At 72.1% G+C, this 25804-nt stretch carries 23 protein-coding genes and 2 pseudogenes; 11 read left to right on the forward strand and 14 right to left on the reverse strand.

The window, feature by feature from the left end:
• Positions 1 to 19: 19 nt before the first annotated feature.
• From ABZ267_RS21555 to ABZ267_RS21570, 4 genes are all read right to left on the reverse strand, one after another.
• Positions 20 to 694, reverse strand: a complete 675-nt coding sequence (locus ABZ267_RS21555) for an AIM24 family protein (RefSeq protein ID WP_356747473.1) — start codon at positions 692 to 694, stop codon at positions 20 to 22.
• Positions 695 to 823: 129 nt separating this feature from the next.
• Entirely contained in the window at positions 824 to 1108 is a 285-nt protein-coding gene (locus tag ABZ267_RS21560; RefSeq protein WP_356747475.1) for a hypothetical protein, read from the reverse strand.
• Positions 1109 to 1233: 125 nt separating this feature from the next.
• Positions 1234 to 1773: a VOC family protein gene (locus tag ABZ267_RS21565; protein WP_356747477.1), complete on the reverse strand. Its 540-nt coding sequence runs from the start codon at positions 1771 to 1773 to the stop codon at positions 1234 to 1236.
• A gap of 181 nt (positions 1774 to 1954) precedes the next feature.
• On the reverse strand, positions 1955 to 3055 hold the full coding sequence (locus tag ABZ267_RS21570; protein WP_356747479.1) for a citrate synthase 2: 1101 nt from the start codon (positions 3053 to 3055) through the stop codon (positions 1955 to 1957).
• 311 nt (positions 3056 to 3366) lie between these two features.
• Between ABZ267_RS21570 and pdxH the strand changes: the two genes are divergently transcribed.
• Together pdxH and ABZ267_RS21580 are read left to right on the forward strand one after the other, a co-directional pair.
• Entirely contained in the window at positions 3367 to 3993 is a 627-nt protein-coding gene (pdxH, locus tag ABZ267_RS21575; protein ID WP_356747865.1) for a pyridoxamine 5'-phosphate oxidase, read from the forward strand.
• 399 nt (positions 3994 to 4392) lie between these two features.
• The gene (locus tag ABZ267_RS21580; RefSeq protein WP_356747481.1) at positions 4393 to 5841 is read left to right on the forward strand and encodes a PAS domain-containing protein; all 1449 of its coding nucleotides are present in this window, start codon (positions 4393 to 4395) and stop codon (positions 5839 to 5841) included.
• Positions 5842 to 5888: 47 nt separating this feature from the next.
• On the opposite strand, the gene ABZ267_RS21585 is transcribed toward ABZ267_RS21580, so the two are convergent.
• Both ABZ267_RS21585 and ABZ267_RS21590 read right to left on the reverse strand, forming a co-directional pair.
• Positions 5889 to 7097: an ABC transporter permease gene (locus ABZ267_RS21585; RefSeq protein WP_356747483.1), complete on the reverse strand. Its 1209-nt coding sequence runs from the start codon at positions 7095 to 7097 to the stop codon at positions 5889 to 5891.
• Positions 7094 to 7384 (reverse strand): annotated as a pseudogene (locus ABZ267_RS21590) (ATP-binding cassette domain-containing protein); the annotation flags it as partial. The gene ABZ267_RS21585 and the pseudogene ABZ267_RS21590, both read right to left, overlap by 4 nt.
• A 4-nt stretch (positions 7385 to 7388) precedes the next feature.
• Between ABZ267_RS21590 and ABZ267_RS21595 the strand changes: the two are divergent.
• Positions 7389 to 7646 (forward strand): annotated as a pseudogene (locus ABZ267_RS21595) (sensor histidine kinase); the annotation flags it as partial.
• Between the two features lie 18 nt (positions 7647 to 7664).
• On the opposite strand, the gene ABZ267_RS21600 reads toward ABZ267_RS21595, so the two are convergent.
• Positions 7665 to 8420: an SIS domain-containing protein gene (locus ABZ267_RS21600; protein ID WP_356747485.1), complete on the reverse strand. Its 756-nt coding sequence runs from the start codon at positions 8418 to 8420 to the stop codon at positions 7665 to 7667.
• 230 nt (positions 8421 to 8650) lie between these two features.
• Here ABZ267_RS21600 and ABZ267_RS21605 point away from each other — a divergent pair, with 230 nt between their 5' ends.
• Positions 8651 to 9343, forward strand: a complete 693-nt coding sequence (locus ABZ267_RS21605; protein ID WP_356747487.1) for a metal-dependent transcriptional regulator — start codon at positions 8651 to 8653, stop codon at positions 9341 to 9343.
• Between the two features lie 674 nt (positions 9344 to 10017).
• A complete protein-coding gene (locus ABZ267_RS21610; RefSeq protein WP_356747489.1) occupies positions 10018 to 10926 on the forward strand; it encodes an alpha/beta hydrolase in 909 nt (302 codons plus the stop codon).
• 12 nt (positions 10927 to 10938) lie between these two features.
• Here the strand turns inward: ABZ267_RS21610 and ABZ267_RS21615 are convergent, their stop codons facing one another.
• The 3 genes from ABZ267_RS21615 to ABZ267_RS21625 are packed head-to-tail and all read right to left on the reverse strand — an operon-like array spanning position 10939 to position 14156.
• Positions 10939 to 12576: a transporter gene (locus tag ABZ267_RS21615; RefSeq protein ID WP_356747491.1), complete on the reverse strand. Its 1638-nt coding sequence runs from the start codon at positions 12574 to 12576 to the stop codon at positions 10939 to 10941.
• Positions 12573 to 13409 (reverse strand): ABC transporter ATP-binding protein, encoded by an 837-nt coding sequence (locus ABZ267_RS21620; RefSeq protein WP_356747493.1) that lies wholly within the window; start codon positions 13407 to 13409, stop codon positions 12573 to 12575. The genes ABZ267_RS21615 and ABZ267_RS21620 overlap by 4 nt, the downstream gene beginning before the upstream one ends.
• A 60-nt stretch (positions 13410 to 13469) precedes the next feature.
• A complete protein-coding gene (locus tag ABZ267_RS21625) occupies positions 13470 to 14156 on the reverse strand; it encodes a bifunctional DNA primase/polymerase (protein WP_356747867.1) in 687 nt (228 codons plus the stop codon).
• A 279-nt stretch (positions 14157 to 14435) separates the two neighbouring features.
• Here ABZ267_RS21625 and ABZ267_RS21630 point away from each other — a divergent pair, with 279 nt between their 5' ends.
• Positions 14436 to 15818: a transcriptional regulator gene (locus ABZ267_RS21630; protein WP_356747495.1), complete on the forward strand. Its 1383-nt coding sequence runs from the start codon at positions 14436 to 14438 to the stop codon at positions 15816 to 15818.
• 172 nt (positions 15819 to 15990) lie between these two features.
• Entirely contained in the window at positions 15991 to 17568 is a 1578-nt protein-coding gene (locus tag ABZ267_RS21635; protein ID WP_356747497.1) for a hypothetical protein, read from the forward strand.
• Between the two features lie 36 nt (positions 17569 to 17604).
• Here ABZ267_RS21635 and ABZ267_RS21640 read toward each other — a convergent pair whose 3' ends face one another.
• The gene (locus ABZ267_RS21640; protein ID WP_356747499.1) at positions 17605 to 18885 is read right to left on the reverse strand and encodes an ABC transporter substrate-binding protein; all 1281 of its coding nucleotides are present in this window, start codon (positions 18883 to 18885) and stop codon (positions 17605 to 17607) included.
• A gap of 174 nt (positions 18886 to 19059) precedes the next feature.
• On the opposite strand from ABZ267_RS21640, the gene ABZ267_RS21645 reads away from it, so the two are divergent.
• Entirely contained in the window at positions 19060 to 19506 is a 447-nt protein-coding gene (locus ABZ267_RS21645) for a hypothetical protein (RefSeq protein ID WP_356747869.1), read from the forward strand.
• A gap of 86 nt (positions 19507 to 19592) precedes the next feature.
• Complete coding sequence (purU, locus tag ABZ267_RS21650; RefSeq protein WP_356747501.1) at positions 19593 to 20492, forward strand: formyltetrahydrofolate deformylase; 900 nt, start codon at positions 19593 to 19595, stop codon at positions 20490 to 20492.
• Positions 20493 to 20507: 15 nt separating this feature from the next.
• On the opposite strand, the gene ABZ267_RS21655 is transcribed toward purU, so the two are convergent.
• Together ABZ267_RS21655 and ABZ267_RS21660 are read right to left on the reverse strand one after the other, a co-directional pair.
• A complete protein-coding gene (locus ABZ267_RS21655) occupies positions 20508 to 22010 on the reverse strand; it encodes a zf-HC2 domain-containing protein (RefSeq protein ID WP_356747503.1) in 1503 nt (500 codons plus the stop codon).
• Positions 22007 to 22600, reverse strand: coding sequence for a sigma-70 family RNA polymerase sigma factor (locus tag ABZ267_RS21660; RefSeq protein ID WP_356747505.1), 594 nt, complete (start codon positions 22598 to 22600; stop codon positions 22007 to 22009). The genes ABZ267_RS21655 and ABZ267_RS21660 overlap by 4 nt, the downstream gene beginning before the upstream one ends.
• A 393-nt stretch (positions 22601 to 22993) precedes the next feature.
• Between ABZ267_RS21660 and ABZ267_RS21665 the strand changes: the two genes are divergently transcribed.
• Together ABZ267_RS21665 and ABZ267_RS21670 are read left to right on the forward strand one after the other, a co-directional pair.
• Positions 22994 to 23368, forward strand: coding sequence for an STAS domain-containing protein (locus tag ABZ267_RS21665; protein WP_356363894.1), 375 nt, complete (start codon positions 22994 to 22996; stop codon positions 23366 to 23368).
• A 126-nt stretch (positions 23369 to 23494) separates the two neighbouring features.
• Positions 23495 to 24022, forward strand: a complete 528-nt coding sequence (locus tag ABZ267_RS21670; protein WP_030573598.1) for an EF-hand domain-containing protein — start codon at positions 23495 to 23497, stop codon at positions 24020 to 24022.
• Positions 24023 to 24063: 41 nt separating this feature from the next.
• Here the strand turns inward: ABZ267_RS21670 and ABZ267_RS21675 are convergent, their stop codons facing one another.
• On the reverse strand, positions 24064 to 25641 hold the full coding sequence (locus ABZ267_RS21675) for an AMP-binding protein (RefSeq protein ID WP_356747507.1): 1578 nt from the start codon (positions 25639 to 25641) through the stop codon (positions 24064 to 24066).
• Positions 25642 to 25804: the final 163 nt, after the last annotated feature.

A 25804-nucleotide genomic window follows, 5' to 3' on the forward strand; every position in this document is an offset into this window, starting at 1 on the left:
CTCCAGAGGACAGGAGGATTCAGGCGGACGCCTGCGCGGGCTTCGGCTCTCCCGGATTGACCACCGCGACCCCTTCTCCCTCAAGCTTCAGCTGAACCGCCTCACCACTGCCGCCCTTGAACATCGAGCCGATGCTCTGCGACCGGTGCAGTGACGGCCGCAACTGCGGGCTCCACGCGACAGCCGCGTCCGTGTCGACGTACACTGGTGATTCGGGCGTGACCGGCAGCACGAGCGGGACACCGGCGCTGGTCAGCGCAAGGCGGCCGGTCCCGCCGAAGGTGCAGTTGAACAGGCCGCCACCGGCCATCCCCGCACCCTCCACGGTGGTGATCTCGTAGCTGAGCGAGGCGTCGAAGCACAGGACGTTCTTGCCGTTGACGGTGAGACCGTGGCTCTCGTCCACGTCCACGAGGAAACAGTGCGCCGCGTCGGAGGCGAACCACGCCTCGCCCTCGCCGGTCACGGTCATCAGGGACAGCCCCTCGCCGGTGACCGCGCGCTTGAGGAAGTTGCCCACGCCCTGGCCCTGCCGCTCGAACGACAGCGCTCCGCGCCAGGCCACCATCGTGCCCTGGCGGGCGTACGCCTCGCCTTTGACGGCGTAACGCACCGCCATGGGGTTCTCCTGCGTCAGCCCGGGGGCCTGTGCAGGCCGGATGAAGTTCTCGGGGTCGAACAGGTTTCGGCTCATGCCGCACCGCTTACCCCGGCCTTGCGCGGGCAGCCCCGGAGCCCAGCACTCCGCTCACCGCTGCTCGGCCTACGGCTTCCGGCGCGTCAGGAGACAGCTCGCGTACGGCTCCCGGGGCCGACGGCATGGTCAGCGCGTGTACTTCTCATCGTGAACCTGCTCGGCTGTGTTGATCCTGACCATCACCCGCCTGAGCGCCGACCACACATCAACCAGCAACGACCCGTCAGAGACGCGGAACACCTTCCGGCCGGCGCTCGCTTCGCCTCTGATCCCGCGGATCTCATCTGGAAGGTACGTCAGTGCCAAGTTCCATGCCTGAGCCGCGGCGTCCGTGCGGTCGCCTTCCACGGCAATGGTCTCGGCAAGCCGCCAGCGGTGGTCGTCGCTGCGTGTGCAGGTCTCGATGAACACTTCGGGAGCGGTCGTCCGGAGGCGGTGGTCGGTAGGCGGCGGCTGTGCCGAGGTTCCGGCAGCGGGCCCCGGAGCCGGCCCCGCCTTGAACCGGCGGGCCGGCTGACCCGAGGCGTACGTACGCGCTACGACGCCACGTCCGGCTCCGGCGTGCCTGCCGCCTCGCGGCGGTCCGGTGTCACCGCGTCCGACGCCACCGGGTTCTGCGTCCTGATGTCCCGGGCCTGTTCCGCGACCCACTCGGGGCTGATCGCCGGCGTCTCGCCGAGGACCTGGTCGCGGACGAACAGGCAGAACGGGTGGCCCGCCGGGTCGAACAGGACCCGTACGTCGTGCTGCGGCTGGAACTCCGCCGGTGTCGCGCCCTCCGCCACCGCGTGGGCCACGCCCGCCTCCAGGTCCGTCACCTCGAAGTCCAGGTGCAGCATCATCAGCTGGTCGCCCTCCGAGGTGAGGGAGGCGGGCCAGACCGGAGGCACGTACGGCTTCGACGTCTGGAAGCTCAGGCCGGAACCGCCGCCCGGTGGCAGCAGCTTCACCCAGTCCGGCTCCTCCTGCACCGGCTCCCACCCCAGCAGGCGGCGGTAGAAGTCCGCCAGCTCCGCCGCGTCCGGGGCTTCGAGCACCGTGCTGGACAGGGTCAGGGACGGTCGGGGAGTGGTCACCGTGTGCCTCCTCGGGATCGGAGATGTGCCGGTACGAGTACCCCGTACCGGCACATTCACCGGCCCGCGTCCCGCGTCGCCCGCGCGTCGCGATGCCGCCACCCCGCCTCGCCCGCGCGCCGCGACGCCCGCGTCCCGCCTCGCCCGCGTCCCGAGCGCCGTGCTCCGCGACCTGCCGGACCTACTCGGCGATGTCGGCGTATCCCTCGATCTCGCGCGGGTTCCGCGTGCCGGGACCGACGTACGTCGCCGACGGCCGGACCAGGCGGCCCGTGCGCTTCTGCTCCAGGATGTGCGCCGACCAGCCCGCCGTACGGGCGCACGTGAACATCGACGTGAACATGTGGGCCGGGACCTCCGCGAAGTCCAACACGATCGCCGCCCAGAACTCCACGTTCGTCGCCAGGACGCGGTCCGGGCGGCGGTTGTGCAGCTCCTCCAGCGCGGCCTTCTCCAGCGCCTCCGCCACCTCGAAGCGCGGCGCCGCCAGCTCGCGGGCCGTGCGGCGCAGGACGCGGGCGCGCGGGTCCTCGGCGCGGTAGACGCGGTGGCCGAAGCCCATCAGCCGCTCGCCGCGGTCCAGCGCCTGCTTCACGTACGCCGTGGCGTCGCCCGTACGCTCGATCTCCTCGATCATGCCGAGGACCCGGGACGGGGCGCCGCCGTGCAGCGGGCCCGACATCGCGCCCACCGCGCCGGAGAGCGCGGCCGCGACGTCCGCGCCCGTCGAGGCGATGACCCGGGCCGTGAACGTGGAGGCGTTCATGCCGTGCTCGGCCGCCGACGTCCAGTACGCGTCCACCGCCTTGACGTGCTTCGGGTCCGGCTCGCCACGCCAGCGGATCATGAACCGCTCGACCACCGAGTGCGCCTTGTCGATCTCGCTCTGCGGCACCATCGGCAGGCCCTGGCCGCGGGCCGACTGGGCCACGTACGACAGCGCCATCACCGCGGCCCGCGCCAGGTCGTCCCGGGCCGTCGCCTCGTCGATGTCCAGCAGCGGCTTCAGGCCCCAGACCGGAGCCAGCATCGCCAGCGCGGACTGCACGTCGACCCGGATGTCACCCGAGTGCACCGGGATCGGGAACGGCTCGGCCGGCGGCAGCCCGGGATTGAACGCCCCGTCCACCAGCAGGCCCCAGACGTTGCCGAAGGAGACATGGCCGACCAGATCCTCGATGTCGACCCCGCGGTAGCGGAGCGAACCACCTTCCTTGTCCGGTTCGGCGATCTCCGTTTCGAACGCGACGACTCCCTCAAGACCGGGTACGAAGTCGGACATCAGGCGGCTCCCTCAGTTCGGCGGCGGATGGGCGACGGCCCTGCGGCCCCGGCGCCTTTTGTGCGTCGGCGCCCCGGAGGCCCCTGACAAGGCCCGCCCCAAGATATTGGCGGGTTCCCACGGAGCGGGGAAGCGTGACATCCGGCACAGGACCCCATTTCGGCGGTGCGTGGTTACGGGACCTCCTCGCCGGGCACACTCGGCCGCTGCGGCAGGATGGCCCCGTGCCCACACCAGAAGGTTCCTCGGGACCCCGCCCCGACGGGTCGATCTCCCATTCCACCGACGATTTCACCACCGATCCCGCGGCCATGCGCGAGCACTACCGCTCCGAGGACTTCACCGAGTCCGACCTCAGCGCCGACCCGATGGACCAGTTCGCCCGCTGGTTCCGCCAGGTCGCCGTCGGCGGAGTGCTCCACGAGCCGAACGCGATGGTCGTCTCCACCGCCACTCCGGACGGCCGTCCTTCCTCGCGTACGGTCCTGCTGAAGCAGTACGACGACCGGGGCTTCGTCTTCTTCACGAACTACGGCTCCCGCAAGGGCCGCGAGCTGGCCGCCAACCCGCACGTCTCGCTGCTCTTCCCCTGGCACCCGATGGCCCGCCAGGTGATCGTCACCGGCACCGCCGCCCGGGTCTCCCGCGAGGAGACCGTCGGCTACTTCCGTACCCGGCCGCACGGCTCCCAGCTCGGCGCCTGGGCCAGCGACCAGTCCACGGTGATCTCCTCGCGTGAGGAGCTCATCGAGCGGTACGAGGAGCTGGCCGCGCGCTATCCGGAAGGCGAGAAGGTGCCAACTCCGCCGGACTGGGGCGGCTTCCGGGTGGTTCCGGAGACCATCGAGTTCTGGCAGGGCCACGGGAACCGGCTGCACGACCGGCTGCGGTACGTGCGGGAGGACGGTTCCTGGCGGGTGGAACGGCTCTGCCCGTAGGGCCACAGGAGTCCCGTAGGAGTTCCGTAGGAGTCCTGGAAAAGCAGAAACCCGCAGGCTCTGGGTCCTCCGTGCACAGAGGAGCCGGCCGGACTTACCGGCGAGCCTGCGGGTCGGTGACTGCTGGGTATTGGCCGGCGTCCGGCCATGCACTGCGAAAGTGCGTGACAACGGGCGTCAGCCCGCAGCCACCTCACGAGTCCGAAGAGAAATCACTTCCGGAACACCTCCTTTCCTGTGTGCTGTGAAGCCTAGGAGCGAGCCCGTCGCCGGATCAACCCATTTATTTGGCGAAGGGGGATGTGCGCTGGGTCACGTTCGAGTTGAATGGTCTGACGTGCAGCAATACGCGCGGTGACGCGCGGGGAAACGGCCGACACGTTCTGCGGGGGGTACGGAGTGGGTGCTTCCAGGAGCAGCGGGCTCGCCGACGCGCTCGGAGGGGACGAGGGTGCGGGTGGTCCGCCGCGGGAGGGTGCCGGGGGCGTGCCGGAGGAGAGCCCGGAGAGCGCCGGTGAACCCATGTGCCCGGAGCCGGCGCCCGACTCCGGCGCCGAGTTGCTCGCCGCTCTCCTCGACGGCATGGACGCGGCCCTCTGCGCCTTCGACGCCGGCGGCGTGGTCACCCACTGGAACCGCGAGGCCGAGCGCATCCTCGGCTGGTCCGCGCAGGAGGCCGTAGGGCGTACGGGCTTCGCCGGGTGGGCGGTGCGCCGGGCCGACGCGCATGAGGTGCAAGGGCGGCTGATTGCGGCCATGGACGCGCCCGGACGCCAGGTCCACGAGTTCGCGCTGCTGCGCAAGGACGGCAGCCGGGTGCTCGTGCGGACCCAGTCCGCCCGCGTGCTCGGCGCCGACGGCACGCCGGCCGGCGTGTACTGCGCGTTCGGCGAGGTGCACGCCCAGATCGACCTGGAGCGGGCCATCGCGCTGAGCGAGGCGCTGCTGGAGGACGCGTCGTGGGGCGTGGTGCTCGTCGACGTGGATCTCCGCCCGACGGTCGTCAACGCGTACGCCTCGCGCGCGCTCGGCGGTGGCCGCACCACGCTCCTCGGCCGGCCGCTCGGTGAGCTGGTGGTCCAAGGCGTGGAGGAGCTGGAGGCGGCCCTCCAGCACGTACTCGCCGAAGGCGCGCCGGGCGCTCCGGCCGAGCTGTGGGTGACGTTGCGTACGGCGGAGGGCGAGCGGCGGCGGTGCTGGCGCAGCGGGTTTCTGCGGCTGGCCTCCCCGCTGGCGGAGGAGCCGGTTCCGCTCGGGGTCGGGTGGCTCTTCCGGGATGTGACGGCCGTGAAGCTCGCGCAGCAGGAGGCGGACCGGCTGCGGTTCCGGACGGGCCAGCTGCACCGCGCGGCGCGTACGGCCTCCGAGTGCGCGGACCCGATGGAGGCGGTGACCTCGCTGCTCGACTTCGCGCTGGCCGGCTTCGCCGACCACGTGCTCCTCGACGTGACGCAGGGCGAGCGCCTCGTCCGTACCGCAGCCACGCCCACGGACGCGCCCGGCCCGTGCCTGCTGGTCGCGGGCGGTTCGATCCCGGTCCGGTACGGCCCCGGCCACCCGGCCCTCCAGGCCGTAGAGCGCACGGGCTCGGTCCGTACGAGCGCGGGCGCCGGGGACACGGCGGATGCGGCGACGGCCTGGGCGGCCGAGCGCCGCTGGCCCAAGGACGCGACCCACGCGCTGTCCACGGTGCTCCGGAGCCGGGGCCGGACGCTGGGCGTGCTGACGTTCCTCCGCGCGGCGAACCGCACCGCCTTCGAACGCCCGGACACGGCGTACGCGGAGACGGTGGCGGCCCGCGTGGCGGGGGCGGTGGACCTGGCTCGGGTGGTGGGGGCGGGGGAGTAGGGGGTCCTGTACACGGGCGCGGCCACGCACCCGGGCCCCCGGGTCCCTCACCCCGCCTGCAGCGCCAGCGTCGGAGACAGCCGGGACGCCCGCACCGCCGGGTGGAGGCCCGCCACCGTGCCGATCACCAGCGTCGCGCCGAAACCTCCGGCGGCCGCCCACAGCGGGACCACCCACGGCAGGCCGCCCGCGTGCGCGTACACCCCCGTCGCCGCCGCGCCCAGCGCCACTCCGGCCAGGCCGCCGAGGCCCGACAGCATCAAGGACTCCGTGACGAACTGGATCCGGATCTGGCCGCGCGTCGCGCCCAGCGAGCGGCGCAGGCCGATCTCGTACCGGCGTTCCAGGACCGAGATGATCATGGTGTTGGCCACTCCTACGCCTCCGACCAGCAGTGCGATGCCGCCCAGACCCAGCAGCAGGCTGCTGAACGCGCCCTCCGTCGCCGCCTTCGCGCGCAGCGCCGACGACGGGTCGGTGACCTTCACGTTCTGCGGGTTCTGCGGGTCGACCGTCGCCGCCATCACCTTGCGTACGTCCTGCACCGCCGCGTCGTCCGACCGCTCGTACACCGACGTCGGATGGCCCTCGAAGCCCAGCAGTCGTTTCGCGCCCTCCCAGCCGACCAGCGCGGAGCGCTCGATCTCGGGCGCCAGCGGGAACGGGGCCAGGATGCCGGTGACGGTGAAGTAGCGGTCACCTATCCATACTTGTTGGCCGGGCTTGGTGATGCCTAGGCGTTCGGCGGAGACGTGGCCGAGGACGACCGACGGGTAGCGGCCGGTCGCCGCGTTGAGCCAGCTGCCGCTGCTGACCTCGCCGCGCAGCACGCGGAGGAGGCCGGCCGTCGTCGCCTTGACCGTGATCCCGCCCGTATCGCCTTCGTCGACCTTCTCGGTGCGGCGTGCGGTCGCGTCCAGGTCGGCGGTGGCTCCCACCTCCTGGACGCCCTTGATCCGGCCCACCATCCCGACCGAGCCCTCGGGCAGTGTCACGTCCTCTCCGGCGAACATCGAGTCGCCTGGCGAGGCCACGAGCAGGTTGGTGCCCAACTTGTCCAGTTCACGCAGGAGTTGAGCCTGGCTGGAGGCGGAGATGCCGACCACCGAGATCATCGTCGCGATGCCGATGGCGATGCCCAGGGCCGAGAGCACGACCCGCATCGGGCGGCTGCGGAGGCCCGACGAGCCGACGTGGAGGACGTCCCGAGGTCCCAGCCGGGCCGCTTTGAGGCGGCCCCGTCCCGCGCGGCTCACAGCTCCGCCCCCGCCGCCATGGACGGGACGGTAGGCGGGTTCCGTACGTCCGCCACCACCTCGCCGTCCCTGATCCGCACCTCGCGCGGCAGGCTCGCCGCGATCTCCGTGTCATGCGTGATCACCGCGATCGTCGCGCCTTCCCGGTTCAGGTCCCGCAGCAGCTCCATCACCGCCGCGCCCGACGCCGTGTCGAGAGCGCCCGTCGGCTCGTCGGCCAGCAGCAGCGCCGGCTCGCCGACCACCGCACGCGCGATGGCGACCCGCTGCTTCTGGCCGCCGGAGAGCCCCGGGACCGTACGGGTCCGGGTCGGGCCGGGCGGCCTGGAGGTCGCCAACACCGGGCCCGTGGTGGACCCGGCGGCTCTGCCGCTGCTGTTCGAACCGTTCCGCCGCGCGCAGGCCCGCCGCCACGCACCGGGCGAGGGCGCGGGGCTCGGGCTCTCCATCGTGGCGTCGGTGGCGCGGGCGCACGGCGGTGACGTCGGCGCCACGGCGAACCCGGGCGGCGGACTGACGGCCCGGGTGACGCTGCCGACCTGTGCGTGAGGGCGGTAGGTACGGGACTCAGTGGCGGTAGAAGATCCGCTCGCGGTACTCCGTCATGACCCGGCCGTTCCAGTCGTGGCCGCCGTCCACGTTCCCCGAGCGCAGGAGCGGCGGCTCGATGCCACGGGCCACCAGCGCCTCGGCCGCCGCCGCCATCATCGACTGCATGATCGCGCTGGTGACGACGGTGGAGGCGGGCGCGAAGGGCGCCTCGATGCCGGGTGCGCTCAGCTCGGCGTCACCGATCGCGATCTTGCTGTCGAGCACGATGTCGCAGTGGTCGCGCAGGAATCCGCCCGAGGTGTGCCGGGAGCGGGTGTTCTCCGCGTACGCCACGGAGGTCACACCGATCACCTTCAGCCCGAGCGCGCGGGCGTTCTGGGCCATCTCGACCGGGAGCGCGTTGCGGCCGGAGAGCGAGATGATGACGAGCACGTCGCCGGCGGCCGCCGGGCTGGAGTCCAGGACCGCCGAGGCCAGGCCGTCGACCCGTTCCAACGCCGAGCCGAGGGTGGCGGGCATGACGTCCACGCCGGTGGTGCCGGGCACGGTGAGCAGGTTCATCAGGGCCAGCCCGCCCGCCCGGTAGACGACGTCCTGCGCGGCGAGCGAGGAGTGGCCCGCGCCGTACGCGAAGAGCCGGCCGCCCGCCTCGACCGTGTCGGCGATGGCGTTCCCGGCCGCCGCGATGCTCGCCGACTCCTCGTCCCGTACCCGCTGCAGCAGGCCGATCGCCGCATCGAAGAACTGACCGGCCAGCTTGCTGTCGCTCATCGAGGAGAGCCCTTTCGACGGGAATGCGAGGCGATTACGAGGGGTTTGCGTGGGAGGGGAATGGCTGTGCCGCCGATCACGTTGCGGTCTGGACCAGTGGCCTGTCAATAGCGCCCGGCGGCCTCCGGACTACGGCTTCCGCCGAGGCGGCACGGTTGTCGGCGCTATGCGTCAGAATTGGTGCAGGGCCATCGCACGACGATTTTCTGTCACAGCATCGAGGGGCACGTATGTCCGGACTGATCGACACCACGGAGATGTATCTCCGCACCATCCTCGAACTCGAAGAGGAAGGCGTGGTCCCCATGCGCGCCCGGATCGCCGAACGGCTGGACCAGAGCGGTCCGACGGTCAGCCAGACGGTGGCCCGCATGGAGCGCGACGGACTGGTCCAGGTCGCGGGGGACCGCCATCTGGAGCTGACCGAGGAGGGCCGCCGGCTCGCGACGCGGGTCATGCGCAAGCACCGGCTCGCCGAGTGCCTGCTGGTCGACGTGATCGGCCTGGAGTGGGAGCAGGTCCACGCCGAGGCCTGTCGCTGGGAGCACGTGATGAGCGAGGCCGTGGAGCGGCGGGTGCTGGAGCTGCTGCGGCACCCGACGGAGTCTCCGTACGGGAATCCGATCCCGGGCCTGGAGGAGCTGGGCGAGAAGGCGGAGGCCGATCCGTTCCTGGACGACTCCATGGTGAGCCTGGCCGACCTCGACCCGGGCGCGGAGGGCAAGACCGTGATCGTGCGGCGGATCGGGGAGCCGATCCAGACGGACGCCCAGCTGATGTACACGCTGCGGCGGGCCGGGGTTCAGCCCGGTTCCGTGGTCAGCGTGACGGAGTCGCCGGGCGGTGTGCTGGTCGGGTCCAGCGGGGAGGCGGCGGAGCTGGACACGGAGGTGGCTTCGCACGTGTTCGTCGCCAAGAAGTGACGGTTCCGGCGTCTTGGGCCGTGTGGTGCTGAGGGCTTGGTAAGGGGTGTCGCTCACCTCGGCCAGGGTTCCGTCCTCAAACGCCGGGCGGGCTGGAGTGGGCCCGGGCGGGCTGGAGTGGGCCCGGATCGGCCGGAGTGGGTCCGGACAAGCTGTAACGGTGCCGGATCGGCCGGAAAGCGCTGAACTCTCAGCGGGGCGGGCGATCGCGTGCCAGGCTGAGGCCAGGCATATGACCTGAGGGTGCCGGGCCGGATGCGGTCGGCACGGTCGGGGAGGGAGCAGGGAATGCGCCCGTCTTACCGGCATGCACGCCGATCGGTGGCTGCCACGGTCCGGGATGCCCTGGTCAGGGATGGTCCGGCGATGGCCGCGCCGCACTCTGCCATCGTTGTCGTGAACAAGGGTCGACCCCGGCGCCCGAAGGCGCCGGGGTCGGTCCTCCCCTGTGCTGACCTGGAGCCCCGAGCTCTCAAGGTCATTCCCTGCGGACCCCTGTCCCCGAGCGGTCCGCCTCCCGTTGAAGATCTCCCCAGGCCGGCCGACGGCAATCCTCGCCACATGTCACTCGAACGTGGGGTGTTGAGCGGCGGATCCCTGTTTTCGAATAAGAGTTCGATAGTCTGGCAGCGCCACCACGCGGTGATCGAGGACCAGAAGGGGGTGCCAGGACCATGGTGCGGCGCATCGATGTGACCGGATCCGACGGCGTACGCCTAGCGGCGTGGGAGTTCGCGGATCCGCCCAAGGAGCGTGCGGAGTCGGACGGCGCGGGAGCGGACCGCGCGTCCGGCGTCTTACTGCTGCACGGGCTGATGGGCCGGGCCTCGCACTGGGCCCCGACCGCCCGCTGGCTCTCCGAGCGGTACCGCGCGGTCGGCCTCGACCAGCGGGGCCACGGCCGCAGCGACAAGCCGGCCGACGGCCCGTACACGCGCGACGCGTACGTCGCCGACGCCGAGGCCGTGATCGAACAGCTGGACCTCGGGCCCGTCACCGTCGTCGGCCACGCCATGGGAGCGCTCACCGGCTGGCAGCTCGCCGCCAAGCGTCCCGACCTGGTCCGCGCCGTCGTCATCTGCGACATGCGGGCCTCCGCGCTCGGTGCGGCCTCGCAGCGCGAGTGGAGCGACTGGTTCACCTCCTGGCCGCTGCCTTTCGCCACGCTCGCCGACGTACGGAGATGGTTCGGCGAGGACGACCCGTGGGTGGAGCGGCCGAACCCGTCGCGCGGTGAGTTCTACGCCGAGGTGATGACGGAGACGGAGGACGGCTGGCGCCCGGTCTTCTCCCGCAGCCAGATGCTCAGCTCGCGTGCCACCTGGGTCCATGACGCGCACTGGGAGGAGCTGGCGCAGGTGCGCTGCCCGGCGCTGGTACTGCGCGGGCTCGACGGTGAGCTGGGCCGGGCCGAGGCGCAGGAGATGGTGCGGGTGCTGCCGCGCGGCCAGTACGCGGAGGTGGCCGACGCGGGCCACCTCGTCCACTACGACCAGCCGGAGGGCTGGCGCGCGGCGGTGGAGCCGTTCCTGGAACAGCTCGCCGAGGACGCCCGGGGCGACCGCGAGCCGGTCGCCCCGTAACACCCTCAGCGGTCACCCCTTGCTGACCGCCGCGAGGATCTCCGGCAGCCGGTTCGCCGTGCGCGGAGCCGCGATGCGCAGCCCCGCCCACCCGATGAGCGCCCCGTACACCGCACCGGCCGGAACGACCAGCCACAGCGCGTCGTGGTGGTCCGCCACCCGCAGCCAGACCGTCAGCCCGATCACCGGACCGGCCAGCACCGGCGCGGCCAGCATGCCGCCGAGGATGGAGATCCACGCCAGCCCGCCCTGTCCGGGCGCCACGTTCTTGAACGCGCCCTCCTGCGGGATCGAGTACGGGAACCGCGCCGAGGCCACCGCTCCGATCGCGAGCATCGAGCCCAGCAGCGCGAAGGAGATCCCGAGCGCACTCGGCAGCGTCTGCCAGCTGCCCAGGAGCGCCGCCGTCGCCACGCAGACCAGCACCGTGTACGGGAGTGTGATCAGCAGCAACGCCAGCGCGCGCGCCCGCAGTTCGACGTACGCGTCCCGGGTCGAGGAGATCGTGAGGGCCACCATCCAGAAGGCGGAGGTGTCCTGGCCGAACTGGTTGTACATCTGCATGCCGAGCATCCCGGCGGCGAAGCAGGCGAAGTAGATCGAGCCGGTGCCCTGGAGTGCGTTGAGCAGCGGCACGATCGCGCCGATCGCCAGCGCCGTCACCCAGGCCGCCTTGGTCTTCGGGTCCCGGGCGATGTACCGCAGGCTGCGCTGCGCGACCGTGCCCGTACGTCCCTCCGGCAGCAGCGCGGAGAGCCCGGTGTGCCGCGACTCCTTGCGCGCCGGTCCGGCGGCGGCCAGCGTCGACCCGTCCGGCGCGGTCATCAGCTTCACCAGCCCGCGCTGCCACAGCCACACCAGCGCCACCAGGGCCACCACCGTGACCAGCACCTGCGCGGCCGCGATCCCGTACGACCCCTTCGACGCCGCGTCCACCGCCGCTATCGCCGAGGCACCCGGCAGCCAGCGCGCCACGTCCGCCGCCGGATCCAGGACCGAGAGCCCGCCGGCCTGGCCGAGCCGCTGCGCGCCGAAGTTGACGAACTGGATGCCCACCGCGATCACCAGCCCGCTGAGCACCGCCAGGTCCCGGCCCTTGCGCGAGTTGAGCAGCCGTACGTTGGCGGTGGCGACGGCCCGCGACAGCGCCACGCAGAGCAGCATCGTCAGCGGCACGGCGAGCACCGCGAACGCCACGCCCGCCGGTCCGTGCGCCAGCGCGAGGACCGAGCCGAGCGCCAGGCAGAGCGTGAACAGCGGCCCGATCCCGATCATCGAGGAGACCAGCAGCGCCCGGACCAGCGGCTGCGGCCGCAGCGGCAGCATCACCAGCCGGGTCGGGTCGAGCGTGTCGTCGCCGCTCGGGAAGAAGAGCGGCAGCACCGCCCAGCCGAGCGCCACGACGGCCGTCAGCAGCACCACGACCGTGCCCGCGTGCGCGTCGCCGCGCAGCAGGACGAGCCCGAGGACCTGGCCCGCCGCGAGCAGCAGCGTGAAGACGAGCGAGACGATGAACGCGGCCTTGCGCCCGCTGGACTGCCGCAGTCCGTTGCGCAGGAGCGTCAGCTTGAGCCGTACGAAGGTGGCGGTCAGGCCCGTCACGGGAGGCGCCGGAGCGGCGGCGGTGACCGGGGCGTCGAGCACGCTCACCGGGTGCCGCCCAGCCAGTCGAGCGCGTCGCCGGAGGTGTCCCGGCCGCTCGCGCCGACCAGTTCGAGGAAAGCGTTCTGCAGCGACGGCGCGTCGCCGCGTACCTCCGCCAGCGTGCCCTGTGCCTTGATCCGGCCCGCCGCCATCACGGCGACCCAGTCGCAGAGCGACTCCACCAGCTCCATCACATGGCTGGAGAAGACCACGGTCGCACCGGAACGCGTGTACCGCTCCAGCACACCGCGGATCGTCTGCGCCGACACCGGGTCCACGCCTTCGAACGGCTCGTCCAGGAAGAGGACTTCCGGGTTGTGGAGGAGAGCGGCGGCGAGGCCGATCTTCTTCCGCATGCCGGTCGAGTAGTCGACGACCAGCTTGTGCTGCGAACCGGCCAGATCCAGTACGTCGAGGAGCTGCGCGGCCCGCTTGTCGACCTCCTCGCCCGGCAGCCCGCGCAACCGCCCGTTGTACGCGAGCAGTTCGCGCCCGGACAGCCGCTCGAAGAGCCGCAGACCCTCCGGCAGCACGCCGATCCGCGACTTCACCGCGACCGGGTCGGTCCACACGTCGTGGCCCGCCACCTCGATCTTCCCCATGTCCGGCCGCAGCAGCCCGGTGACCATGGAGAGCGTCGTCGTCTTGCCCGCCCCGTTCGGCCCCACCAGCCCGATGAACTTGCCCGCAGGCAGCTCCAGATCGATCCCCGAGACGGCGACCTGCTCACCGAACCGCTTCCACAGCCCTTGTACGCGGACGGCGGGAGGCGCGTTCCGCGCACCGCCCGCCGCCGTGTCCGCGTCCGTCATGTCACGTGCATCTGCCCGGTCCGGCATGGCACAGCCTTTCGATATCCCCGCTAGGTGAGGACCACCCTACGAAAGGCCTGCCAGGTGCTACGAGACGCGGGTGCGGGCGTCCGCCGCCTCGCGTGCGCAGGCGTACGCCAGCGGGCTGATCAGCTCGTCGACATCGGGCAGCCAGCGGTTGACGTGGGTCGGCTTACGGGCCCACTGCACGGCTCCGCGGCCGCCGACCCGGGTCGGCGGGGCCGCGACGTAGTGGCCCTCGCCGCGGCCGGTCAGGTCGACCGCCTCCGCGTTCCAGCCGAGCGCGCGCACCAGTTCGGAGGCCTTGCCCGCACCGCCCGGCAGCACGAAGAAGAGCATCCGGCGGTCGGGCGTGCAGGTGACCGGGCCGAGCGTGAGGTCCATCCGCTCCATCCGGGCCAGCGCCAGGAACCCGGCCGACTCCGGCACCTCCAGCGCGTCGAACGCGCGGCCGGTCGGCAGGAGCACCGAGGCGCGCGGCTGCCGGGACCACATCCGCCGGGCCGCGGCCCCGCTGCCGGTCGCCTGGCCCGCCCAGTCCGGCCGGTCCGCGTGCGCGCCGGGCAGCGGGCAGGCCGCCTCGCCGCAGGAGCAGCGCTCGCGGCCCTCCACCGCCTCCAGCCAGGTGCCGGGGAACACGTCCCAGTGGCGCTCTTCCGCATACCGCACCGCGGCGTCGAGCAGGTGCTCTCCGCGCTGCTGAGGGACCTGTGCGGCTTCCGTGACTCCGATGGGCTCTTCCACGTCCAGCACAACTCTTGGCATCACGCGGGGTTACGGGCGCGCGCGAGCCGGTCACGGTGCACCGATTCCGCACGCGGGGCGCATCGGAGCACGGGCGGGGGCGCGCGTGAGGCGGCGGAGCGAAGGACGGGTAGAGCCCAGCAGGTCGGGCAACTCGCCGTGCCCGTACCGAATGCCGATGGAATATGCGCATTTCTTGTGTGTGTGACGGGCAGTGATCCTCCATCGATCACCGTGTATCCGTGTATTTGCTGATCCAGGTATTTTCAGACTGTTCCAGGGGGAAATATGGCAGCAAGGCCTCTCGTAGCCCGCCAGCCCAACGAACGGCTCCAGACGCTCATCCAGGAAGCCGCCTGTTCCAACGCGGGCCTCGCGCGCCGCGTCAACATGGTCGGGGCCGAGCGCGGCCTCGACCTGCGGTACGACAAGACGTCCGTGGCCCGCTGGCTGCGCGGACAGCAGCCCCGGGGCCGGGCCCCGGGCATCATCGCCGAGGCGATCGGCCGCAAGCTGGGCCGTACGGTCACGATCGACGAGATCGGCATGGCCAACGGCAAGAACCTGGCCTCCGGCGTGGGCCTGCAGTACGCGCCGACCGTCGCCGGAGCGATCGAGCAGGTCTGCGAGCTCTGGCGCAGCGACGTCGGCCGCCGTGATCTGCTCACCGGCTCCTCCGTCGCCGCCTCCGCGCTCGTCGAACCCAGCCGCGACTGGCTGATCACCGGCAAGGACCCGCAGGTCGAACGGGTGGCCGGAGCGCGGGTCGGGATGGCGGACGTGGCGGCGGTGCAGGCGATGACCACCGCTCTCACCGACCTCGACCACCGCTTCGGCAGCGGCCATGTCCGGCCGGTCCTCGTGCACTACCTCAACAGCGTGGTCTCCGGCCTGCTTTCGGGTGCGTACCGCGAACAGGTCGGCCGCGAGCTGTTCGCCGCCGTCGCCCGCCTCACCGAACTCGGCGGCTACATGGCGGTCGACACCGGCCAGCCAGGCCTCGCCCAGCGCTACTACATCCAGGCGCTGCGCCTGGCCCAGGCCGCCGGCGACCGGGCGTACGGCGGCTATGTGCTCGCCGCCTCCATGAGCCACCTCGCCGCGCAGCTCGGCAACCCGCGCGAGATCGCCCAACTCGCCCGCGCCGCCCAGGAAGGCGCCCGCGGCCAGGTCACGCCCCGCGCCCAGGCGATGTTCTACGCGGCGGAGTCCCGGGGCCACGCGCTGCTCGGCGACGCCCGCACCTGCCAGGTGGTGATGGGCCGTGCGGTCGCCGCGCTGGAGCAGGCCGACCCGGAGAGCGGCGACGACCCGGACTGGATCGCGCACTTCGACCACGGCTACCTCGCGGACGAGCTGGCCCACTGCCACCGCGACCTCGGCCAGGCGCCGGAGGCCGCGCGCCGGGCCAAGGAGGCGCTGGCCGCGCTGCCGGAGACCCGGGCCAGGCGCCGGGGCATCGGTCTGGTGCTGCTCGCCTCGGCCCAGGTCCAGCAGCGCGAGGTGGAGCGCGCGTGCCACACCGGGACGCGGGCGATGGAGCTGCTCGGGACGGTGCGCTCCAGCCGGGGCGCCGAATATCTCGACGACCTCCAGCAGCGGCTGGCGCCGTACGGACAGGAGCCGGCGGTCCGGGAGTTCGGCGAGCGGCTGGAGCTCCAGGCGGCGTGAGAGGTGGCGTTCACGGTCTCCGCGGCGGGCCGGCCGTTAACAGCGTTCCGCGGTCGCCGGGTGTTACCGGGCCTGTGAAGGGGTGGTGAGGGGGACCACGCGCTTGGCGGAGGCGGGCGGCCACCCGATAGCGTGAGCCGACGATTCCGTTGGTTCACACGTAGGAGTCCCGGTGACGCAGAGCGGACAGGGCGGCGAGCAAGAGCTCCCCGCTGGACGACCCGCGCACGAAGGTGTCGTGCTGCCCTCCGACGGCGGCGCCCCCTGGATCCCGGGGGCGCCCACCGACGGCCAGGCCGACCAGGGCGGGCAGCAAGTCGGTCAGCAGGCCGGCCAGGCCGCGCCCGCGGGCGGTCAGCCGTGGGGCCGGCCCTGGGGGCCGCAGTCCGACGCCTCGGGACAGCCGGGCGGCCAGGCGCCGGGAGCGTACGGATACCCGCAGCAGGCCCAGGCCCAGGCCCAGGCGCAGCCGTTGCCGCCGGCGCAGGGTCAGGGTCAGTACGGCCAGGGCCAGGACCAGCAGTACGGCCAGGCGTACGGGCAGAGCGGCGCGGGAGCGTACCAGCAGCCGCAGCAGCAGGCGCAGCACTCCGACCCGTACCAGCAGCACCAGCAGTACCCGCCGCAGCAGCCCTACCACCAGCCCCAGCCCCAGCCGTACGCCCAGCCGCTCCCGCCGGAAGCCGGCGCAGGCCAAGGCCCCGGCGCCGGCGCCGGCCAAGGCATTCCCGGCGGCGACGCCGACGCCACGCAGTACATCGCTCCCGTCCCCGGCGGCGGCGACGCGGACGCCACGCAGTACATACCTCCGGTGCCGGGCGGAGCCTCGTACGGCATCGGGCCGGGCACACCCGGCGCGCCGGACGACCGGCAGCCGCCCGCGGAGTTCGACAACCTGTTCCGTACGGAGGAACCGGCGGGCGCCACGCAGCAGATACCGCAGGTACCGCAGCAGCAGTACAACCAGCCCCACCAGGGCTACGGCTACCCGGGCCCCGGCGGTCAGCTGCCGCCTCAGGCGCCGCAAGGCGCCTACCGGTCCGGGATCCAGGGCCCGCGCGGCGGCGACGGAGCCGCCGAGCCGCCCCGGTACGACGGCGGCGGCGACGCCCCGCGCCGACGCTCGGCCCACATCCCGCTCATCGCCGCGGTCGTCGTCGGCTGCGCGGTCATCGGGCTCGGCGCGGGCGCGCTGCTCAGCGGTGGTGACGACGAGCCCGGGGACGACAAGCAGCCCGTCGCCTCGCAGAGTTCACCGGCCACCACCGCCCCCACCACCAAGCCGGCCGCCGACCCCGCGAAGCCGCAGGCCGAGGCGTTGGACAAGCTGCTCGCCGACAGCAACAACAGCCGTGCGGCGGTGATCAGCGCGGTGGAGAAGATCAAGTCCTGCAAGGACCTGGACCAGGCGAACACCGACCTCAAGGACGCCGCCCAGCAGCGCCGCGACCTGGTGACCCGGCTGGAGGGACTCACGCTGGACCAGCTGCCGCAGCACCAGGCGCTCAACTCCTCGCTGAAGAAGGCGTGGAAGGCCTCCGCCGCGGCCGACGATCACTACGCCGCCTGGGCCCGGCAGGCGAAGAAGAAGAGCGTCTGCAAGGGCGGCCAGGCCCGGTCGACCGAGGAGACGGCCCGTGCCAACCAGCAGAGCGGCGAGGCCACCGAGGCCAAGCAAGAGGCCTCCGGCCTCTGGAACACCATCGCCGGGAAGTACGGCCTGACCAAGCACACTCCGGTCGAGCTCTGACCTGACCGTAGATCTCCGGAGGCCCGGCGGGTGCGGTCAGCCGACCGTCCGCCGGGCGTCCGACAGGGCCTCCGTGACATCCACGAAGCCCTTCTTCTGCGCGGTGAGCCGTCCTTCGCGGACCACCTGGAACGTCACGTCCGCGTTGACGATGCGCGGATACGGCGAGGTGCCGAGCAGGTCCTTGAAGCGCCAGCGGAGCACCGGCGTCAGACCGCCGGTGTCGACCTCGGTGCCGCGGTTGAGCGCGGAGGTGACCTTGTTGGCGGTGACCTCGTCGTCATCGATCGCCTCGACGACCGCCCGCAGCGCCGTGTAGGCGATCCAGGTCGTCTGCACGCCGGTGTCGTCCGGGTCGATGCGGTTGTCGCCGAAGGCGTGCTTCCGGATCACCTCGCGCATCCCGTTCCAGCGCGCGTCGCCCGCGTCCGGGTACCAGCCGGTGACGAAGGCGCCTTCGAACGGGCTCGTGCGGCCGCCGGTGCGGTCGATGAGCGGCTGGCTGACGCTGCCGAGCACCGAGGAGATCCTGACCCGCTCGCCTTCCGGCTCCAGTCGCCGGAAGGAGTCGAAGAAGGTCTCCGTACGGGAACCGAGCACGGCCGCGACACAGCTGCCGCCGGCCCGCCGCTTCAGGGCCCGGCCCGCCTGCTCGTCGTAGGAGGTGGCGTTCTCCGGGGCCAGGATGTCGGTGGACTCGGGCCGCTGGGCGGCGAGCAGTCCGGTGTTGAGGAGCTGCGGCATCCGGGCGCCGCCGAGCGAGTCGGGCCGCACCAGCGCGACCCGCTCGCAGTCGCCCGCCAGCTGCCGTCCGTGGCCCGCCAGGAGCGCCGACTGGCCGCCGTTGACCGGGTACGAGAGGTAGCTGCGGAACTCCTCGTCGGAGGCGCCGTAACCGCCGATGTACGGGATGCCGCCGGACTCCAGCACCGGGATGGCGCTCTGCCCGTGCCGGCTGTACGAACCGACGACCGCGGCCACCTTCCGGTCCACGGCCTGCCGCGCACACCGCTCGGCGCCCGCAGCCGTGTCGCGCTCGTCACAGGTGATGACCCGCAGCTCGCGCCCGGCGATGCCGCCCTGCTCATTGATCCACTGCGCGTACGTCCGGGCCATCGCCGGAACGCCGGGCATGGTCACCGCGTCGGCGTCGTCCACCTGGTCGGGCGCCCAGGTCATCACCGTGACGGGCTCCCCGGAGCCCCCCGAGCCCCCGGGGAGCACGCCACAGCCGGACAGCAGCAACGCACCGGCCGCCGCCGTGCCGATGACGAACTGGAAGGGGCGGGGGAAGGCGGTGCGTCTCCGTCCGGTCATGTTCAGCAACACTCCCGGCCGCCGGGTAACGCCACGGTGTGGCGTGCTCAACGCTCGGTGACGACCAGGTGAATTACGGGGGCCCGCGCGGACATGGCGGAAGGGAACGTACGATCGACCACCGTGCAGCAAGGTTCGGAGAACTCTTCCCGTCGCGGCCGTCGCTCCTCCACCATGGGCGTCATGCCGCTCACTGACATGCCGTGGTGGCGCTGGCGCACCAACGTGCGCTCGGCGCTGCACATGCTCTCCGACCCCGTCTTCCACCACGAGTGCTGGCTCGCCGGCCGGGAAGGGTACGGGGACGTCACCGACGCCGTGTACCGCCTGGTCGAGGACACCTGGCTCGACAACTGGTCCGCCGAGAAGTACGTCGGCACCATCTTCCGGGACTCCGCCGAGGCGGCCGCCGTGGACACCGCCGCGCTGCGGGTGTTGCGGATCATGCACCAGGTCGGCGCGGACGCACCTGTCTCCGCCTATCTGGAGCACCACGGCTGGCCGGAGGCGGTCCGCGCGGCCCGCGAGGCGCATGTGATGCTCGCCACCAACGACGGCGAGGACCCGGACATCCCGCCGCGCTCGCTGGACGTCATCCGCATCATGACCCGGGCCGCCTGAACGGTCACGGTCCGGGCCGGGTGAGCGCCGGGGCCGCATGGTGAGCGCGAGCGCCTGACCTCCGGCGGCTGTGGCACCCTACGGGGATGACCGCACCGCAGCCCACCGCCACCCCGGCCGCCTCGGACACCGCGCTGCCCGAGCAGTACGTCCTCACGCTCTCCTGCCCGGACAAACAGGGCATCGTGCACGCCGTGTCGAGTTACCTCTTCATGACCGGCTGCAACATCGAGGACAGCCAGCAGTTCGGGGACCACGACACGGGTCTGTTCTTCATGCGCGTCCACTTCTCGGCGGACGCCACGGTCACGGTCGACAAGCTGCGCGCCAGCTTCGCCGCCATCGGCGACGCCTTCCGGATGGAGTGGCAGATCCACCGGCCGGCGGAGCGGATGCGGATCGTGCTGATGGTCAGCAAGTTCGGCCACTGCCTCAACGACCTGCTGTTCCGTTCCCGTACGGGAGCGCTGCCGGTCGAGATCGCGGCCGTCGTCTCCAACCACACGGAGTTCGCCGAGCTCACCGCCTCGTACGGCATTCCCTTCCGCCACCTTCCGGTGACCAAGGACAACAAGCCGGAGGCCGAGGCGCAGCTGCTGGAGCTGGTCCGTGAAGAGGACGTGGAGCTGGTCGTCCTCGCCCGCTACATGCAGGTGCTCTCCGACGACCTGTGCAAACAGCTGAGCGGCCGGATCATCAACATCCACCACTCGTTCCTGCCGAGCTTCAAGGGCGCCAAGCCGTACCACCAGGCGCACGCCCGGGGCGTGAAGCTGATCGGCGCCACCGCGCACTACGTCACCGCCGACCTGGACGAGGGCCCGATCATCGAGCAGGAGGTCGAGCGCGTCGGCCACGACGTGACGCCTGACCAGCTCGTCGCGATCGGCCGGGACGTGGAGTGCCAGGCGCTGGCGCGCGCGGTGAAGTGGCACGCGGAGCGGCGCATCCTGCTCAACGGCCGCCGTACGGTGATCTTCAACTGACCTGCGTACGAGGCGTTACAGGCGGCTGAGCGAGGCCGACGCGAACAGCACGTCGCGGATGGCCTCGCGGTCGCCTTCCTGGCCCGCCGCCGCTTCCACCGGCGAGATGTGGCCCGCGACCAGCTGGCAGAACTCCACTCCGTCCAGGGCCACCTGCGCCACCGCGCGGTCGGGCGTGCCGAGGGCGGCGGGTGAGTCGAGCGCGATGTACCAGTCACCGCCGCCGTGGCCCTCGACCTCCAGATGGACCGACCGACCCGGCTCTCCGGGCGCCACCAGCTCTCTGGCCGGTCCGGCGAGTCCGGCGCGGCGGCGGCCCGCGAGCGCGGCCGGAAGCATCCGGGCCGCCAGGTCGATCATCCGGTGCAGATGCACGGCGGACGGCGGCTTGTACGGGTAGTCCACCGCCTCCGCGATGTCCGTGCCGTGCACCCAGCACTCGAAGGCCCGGTCCAGCAGCGCGTCCTGGAGCGGCAGCGCGAACTCGCCGTACGAGACGGAGCGCTCGGCCACGCTCCGGCCGGCCAGCGACGCGGTCCGGATCAGCTCATGGGTGAGGTTGCGCCAGGGCTCGCGGACGGCCCGGGTGGCGGGCGGATGCGTGGCGGACCAGTACGTCTCGGTACGCCGGGTCGGCGAGAGCGGCACCTCGGCGGCCCCGCCGGTCACCTCCGACGTGCCGAGCACCGCCACCGCGCCGAGCGGATCGTCCAGGCCGAGCGCGGCGGAGACCAGCCCGTCGACGGCCATCAGATGGCCGATCACTCCGGCGACCGTGGTCCGGCGGGTGACCGCGCGTTCGTCCTCGAACCACTGCAGCCGTACCGGCGCGTGCCACTCGGAGTCGCCGATGTCGCGGAGCAGTGCGTCGAGCCTGGCGGTCTCGGCGTCGTACGGAGTGGCCCACTCCGGAATCGGGATACGGGCCGGGCGGCGCCCGAGGCAGCCGTCCATCACCCGGGCCCGCAGCCCCGGATCGAGATCGAGCGACCCGTCGGTGTGCAGCAGCCCCACCGCGTCCCGCAACCGCAGCGCCTCGTCGGCACAGGGCGCGCACGCGGTGAGGTGGTCCTCGACGGCGAGAGTCTCCTCGGCCGAACAGGCGGAGAGCGCCCAGGCACCGAGGAGGGCCTTGAGGACCTGATGGGAGAGGACCGGAGCGCCGGGGACGGTCACGGGAGCCTCGTCGCCGGTCTCGTACTCGTCGCGGTCCCGGTACTCGTGGGTCGCACGCGTCTCGTGGGTCGCATCCGCTTCGTGGGTCGCACGCGCCTCGTCGGCCACACCGGCCTCAGGCGCCACGTCCGCCTCCGACGCCACGACCTCTGGCCCGTCCTCCTCCGGAGCGCCCTGCTCCGGCACCGCCTCTTCCGGCGCACCGGAGCCCGGCGGCGGCAGCACCGGCCGAGGCGCCGCCTCCAGGTCGAGGTCGTCCACCGCGCCGCGCGGGCCCGGTATGCGGCGGGCGCCGCGCACCTCGTCGTCGCGGCGGCCGCCTTCGCACCCGTCGCCGCTCACCGGACGCGTCCGTAACCGGGTGGTGAGGACCCTTCGAGCGGCCGGGTGTTGGCGGTGGACAGCAACTGGAGTCCCAGCCGGAGCCGGCGGCGGGCCTCGTCCTCGGTGACGCCGAGGTCGGCCGCGGTCTGCCGGTAGTCCCGGCGCTGGGTGTACGCCAGCTCCAGCGCCCGCCGCAGCGAGACGGGCATCGAGGAGACGATGTAGTCGGCCCGGGCCGCCGCGGTCGCGCTGCGCACCCGCCGCTCCAGCTCCTCCGGGTCCGGCACGGCACCTTCGCCGTGCTCCTGGGCGTACGCCGCGGCGGCCGCGCGCCGCAGCCGCTGCACGGACTGGCGGTGGGTGAGCTTGGCGACCCACGAGCGCATCGAGCCCTGCCGCGGGTCGTACGCCTCGGGGTTCTCCCAGACCTGGGCGAAGACCTCGCGGGTCACCAGGTCGGCGGCGTCCTCGTCGTCGAGCATCCGGTGAGCCTGGCTGTGGACGAGCGAGGCGAACCGGTCGTACAGCTCACCGAGCGCCGCCGCCTCACCGCTGGCCAGCCTCTGCTGCATCCTGCGGTCCCAGCGGGGCGGTGCGTCCTTCGCCATGAAACCCCCAGCCCCCGGTGCCGGCGCTGTGTCCGGCGCCGTGATGCTCCGTCGCTCCGTTGCTTCGTCGCTCCGTTGCTCTGCTACTTCGATGCTCCGTGATCCTGCCTCTGCCCTCGCTGTCCGAATGTAGTCGCCCGCGCGGGCCCCGCACCTGCCTTTGCCGCAACTGTCCGATGTAAGGAATGCCAAGACTTCACCAATCGATTTCGGCCGTTCTCGCGGACCGGGCTTCTCTGAGCAGGGGAAACCGGCCGAAGTGATCATTTCCACCGGAAACCCCCTGGGTCTTCCGGGTGAGGGCGGTGTTTCATGGGTGTGCGGTGGGGCAGCCGCGAGGAGGAACGGAAACTTCCGGATTGCCGGGAGCCCCGGAACGAGAGGTCCAGTCGCGTGACGCTGAAGGTGGACGAGACCGAGCAGGGCGACTGGACCGTGCTGCGGATACGCGGTGAACTCGATCTCGTGAGCTCACCCGTCGTGCGTCAGTCCGTCCACGAAGCGGTGGCGGAGGGCCAGCACGATGTGGTGCTCGACCTGTCCGACGTGTTCTTCTGCGATTCCAGCGGTGTGGGCGTGCTGATCGCCTCGCGCCGCCTGATGAAGTCCTGCGGCGGCCGGCTGCGCCTGATCCTCCCGGCCCGCGGCGCCGAGGACGGCTCGCACGTCAACAAGGTGCTGGGAGCGCTGGGCGTGCGCAGACTCTTCGACGTCTATCCGGACACCGTGTCCGCGATCGATGGGGCGTGCGAGCCGCTGACGGCCTGAGCGCGGCAGGCGCGCGTGAGCGGCAGTGTGTGACCGGCCGAAAGCAGTCGGTGCTGCAGCGAGGTTGTCACACAGGAGGCGTCGCTCGGTGACACGTGAAGGCTCCGGGCGACGTACGCTCCCCGCATGGACAGCGCAGAGTACGAGCGAAAGATCGCGCACCGTTTCGCCGCCTTCGACCAGGACGGCAACGGCACCATCGATCGCGCCGATTTCAACGCCGCAGCCGCCCGTCTGCTCACCGAGTTCGGTACGACGGCCCGGTGCGACAAGGGCCAGGCGCTCTACACCGGGGCCGAGGCCTTCTGGCAGGGCATGGCGGGCATCGCCGATGTGGACGGGGACCAGCGGGTCACCCGTGAGGAGTTCGTCGGCGGGGCGGTGAAGCGGCTGCGGGACAATCCCGAGCGGTTCGCCGAGATCGCCCGTCCGTTCCTGCGGGCGGCGATCGCGGTGGCCGACAGCGAGAACAACGGCGGCCGCGCGTCGGTGGCCTCCGTGGAGCGGGCCCTGAAGGTGCTCGGGGCCAGCGCCGAGATCGCGGGCATCGCGGCCCAGAGCCTGGACACCGACCGGGACGGGCTGATCGCCGAGAGCGATGTGGTCTCCGCGCTCGCCGTGTACTTCACGGTGATCGAGCCCGACGCCACGTAAGGCACGTCCGTACGGGGGTGGCCGCGCCGCCCCCGTAACTCTCAGGCGACCCCGCCGAACCGCTCCCGCAGCCGGTACTTCAGCACCTTGCGCAGCGTCTCGTTGCGCGGGAGGGCGTCGAGCACCTCCAGCTGCTCCGGCACCTTGTGGACGGAGAGCCCGGCGTCCCGCAGGTGGCCGGCCAGCTCGGCGAGTGTCGGCGCCGGCGCGCCCGGCACCCGTTCCACCACCGCGCAGACCCGCTCGCCGCGCTCGGCGTCCGGGAGCCCGATCACCGCCGCGTCCGCGACGGCGGGATGCGTGTGGAGCAGGTCCTCGATCTCCTTGGCGGAGATGTTCTCGCCCTTGCGGATGATGATGTCCTTCAGCCGCCCGGTGAGCGTGAGGTGACCGCTCTCCTGGACCCGGCCGAGGTCTCCGGTGATCAGGAACCCGTCACCGTCGAAGGCCGCCTCGGTGGCGGAGGCGTCCAGATACCCGCGGCAGACCGCCCCACCGCGCAGCCGCACCTCACCTTCCACGCCGTACGGAAGCGGCTCGCCGTGCTCGTCGGTGATCCGGATCTCCATCCCGTCCGGCGGCCGCCCTTCGGTCAGCGCCAGATGCTCGGCGGTGTCGTCCGGCGCACCCATCGTGATCATCGGGACCTCGGTCATCCCGTACCCGTGCGTGAGCTGGACCCTCATCTCGCGCACCACCGCGTGGTACATCTCCGGCGGCTTCGGCGCACCACCACCCGCCAGCAGCCGCAGCGACGGGATCAGCGGCCGGTCCGGGTCCTTGCGCTGCTCGGCCAGGAACATCGCGTAGAACGCCGTCGACCCGCCCGCCACGGTCACTCCGTGCCTCCGGTACTCCGCCAGCGCCTCCGGCAGCGCGAACTGCTCGAACATCACCGCCGGACATCCGTACAGCAGCAGCATCACCGTGTAGTCGGGCCCGGCGACATGCGCGTACGGGAACGCCATCGAGCCAACGTCGTCCGCGTTCAGTCTCAACGCATGCGCGAGGCACGAGCCGCCGGCGATCAGCGAACGGTCGGTGTGCAGGACGCCTTTCGGGTCGGAGGTGGTGCCGGAGGTCCAGTAGATCCAGCGCACCTCGTCACCCGATGACGGTTCCGGCGGAGGTGGCAGGGTCGACGGATCGCCGTCGGGCAGGTCCTCGTACGCCTCGAAGACCTGCGGCGGGTCAGCGAGTCCGGCCGCGATCCGCTCGGCCATCGCCGTGTGGTCGAAGCCGCGCCACACACCCGGCACGGCGAAGAACGCGGCGCCCGACTCCCGTAGCGCGAACCGCACTTCGCGGTCCCGGTAGAACGGGATGACCGGCGACTGTACGGCTCCGAGCCGGGCCAGCGCGAAGGAGAGCAGAGCCGTCTCCAGCCGCGTCGGCAGCTGCCAGACCACCACACTGCCGGCCCGCACGCCCATCCCGTACAGCCCGGCGGCGACCCGTTCGGCGCGGTCCCGCAGCTCGCCGAAGGCCAGCGAACGGTCCTCCTGGAGCAGGACCGGGCGGTCGGGAGTGAGAGCGGCGCGGGCCTCGATCAGCTCCCAGAAGGTGCGGGAGGCGCTCAGCGCGTGCGCGGTCGCGGTCACGTCGTTCACGGCGGTCACAGGGGTCCCTCCGAACTGACGACCAGTCAGATAGTGCGGAGAGCGTAGAGCTCCGCGCCTTGTCGGTCCAGAGGTGCGGGGCTAGCCTGAGTGCCGCACCGCAATCTGACGGACCATCAGAAAGCGCCCAGGGATCGCCGGGGTGCGCGCCGGAGGGGACGAC

Source organism: Streptomyces sp. NPDC006174, from assembly GCF_040614075.1.
Classification (GTDB): domain Bacteria; phylum Actinomycetota; class Actinomycetes; order Streptomycetales; family Streptomycetaceae; genus Streptomyces.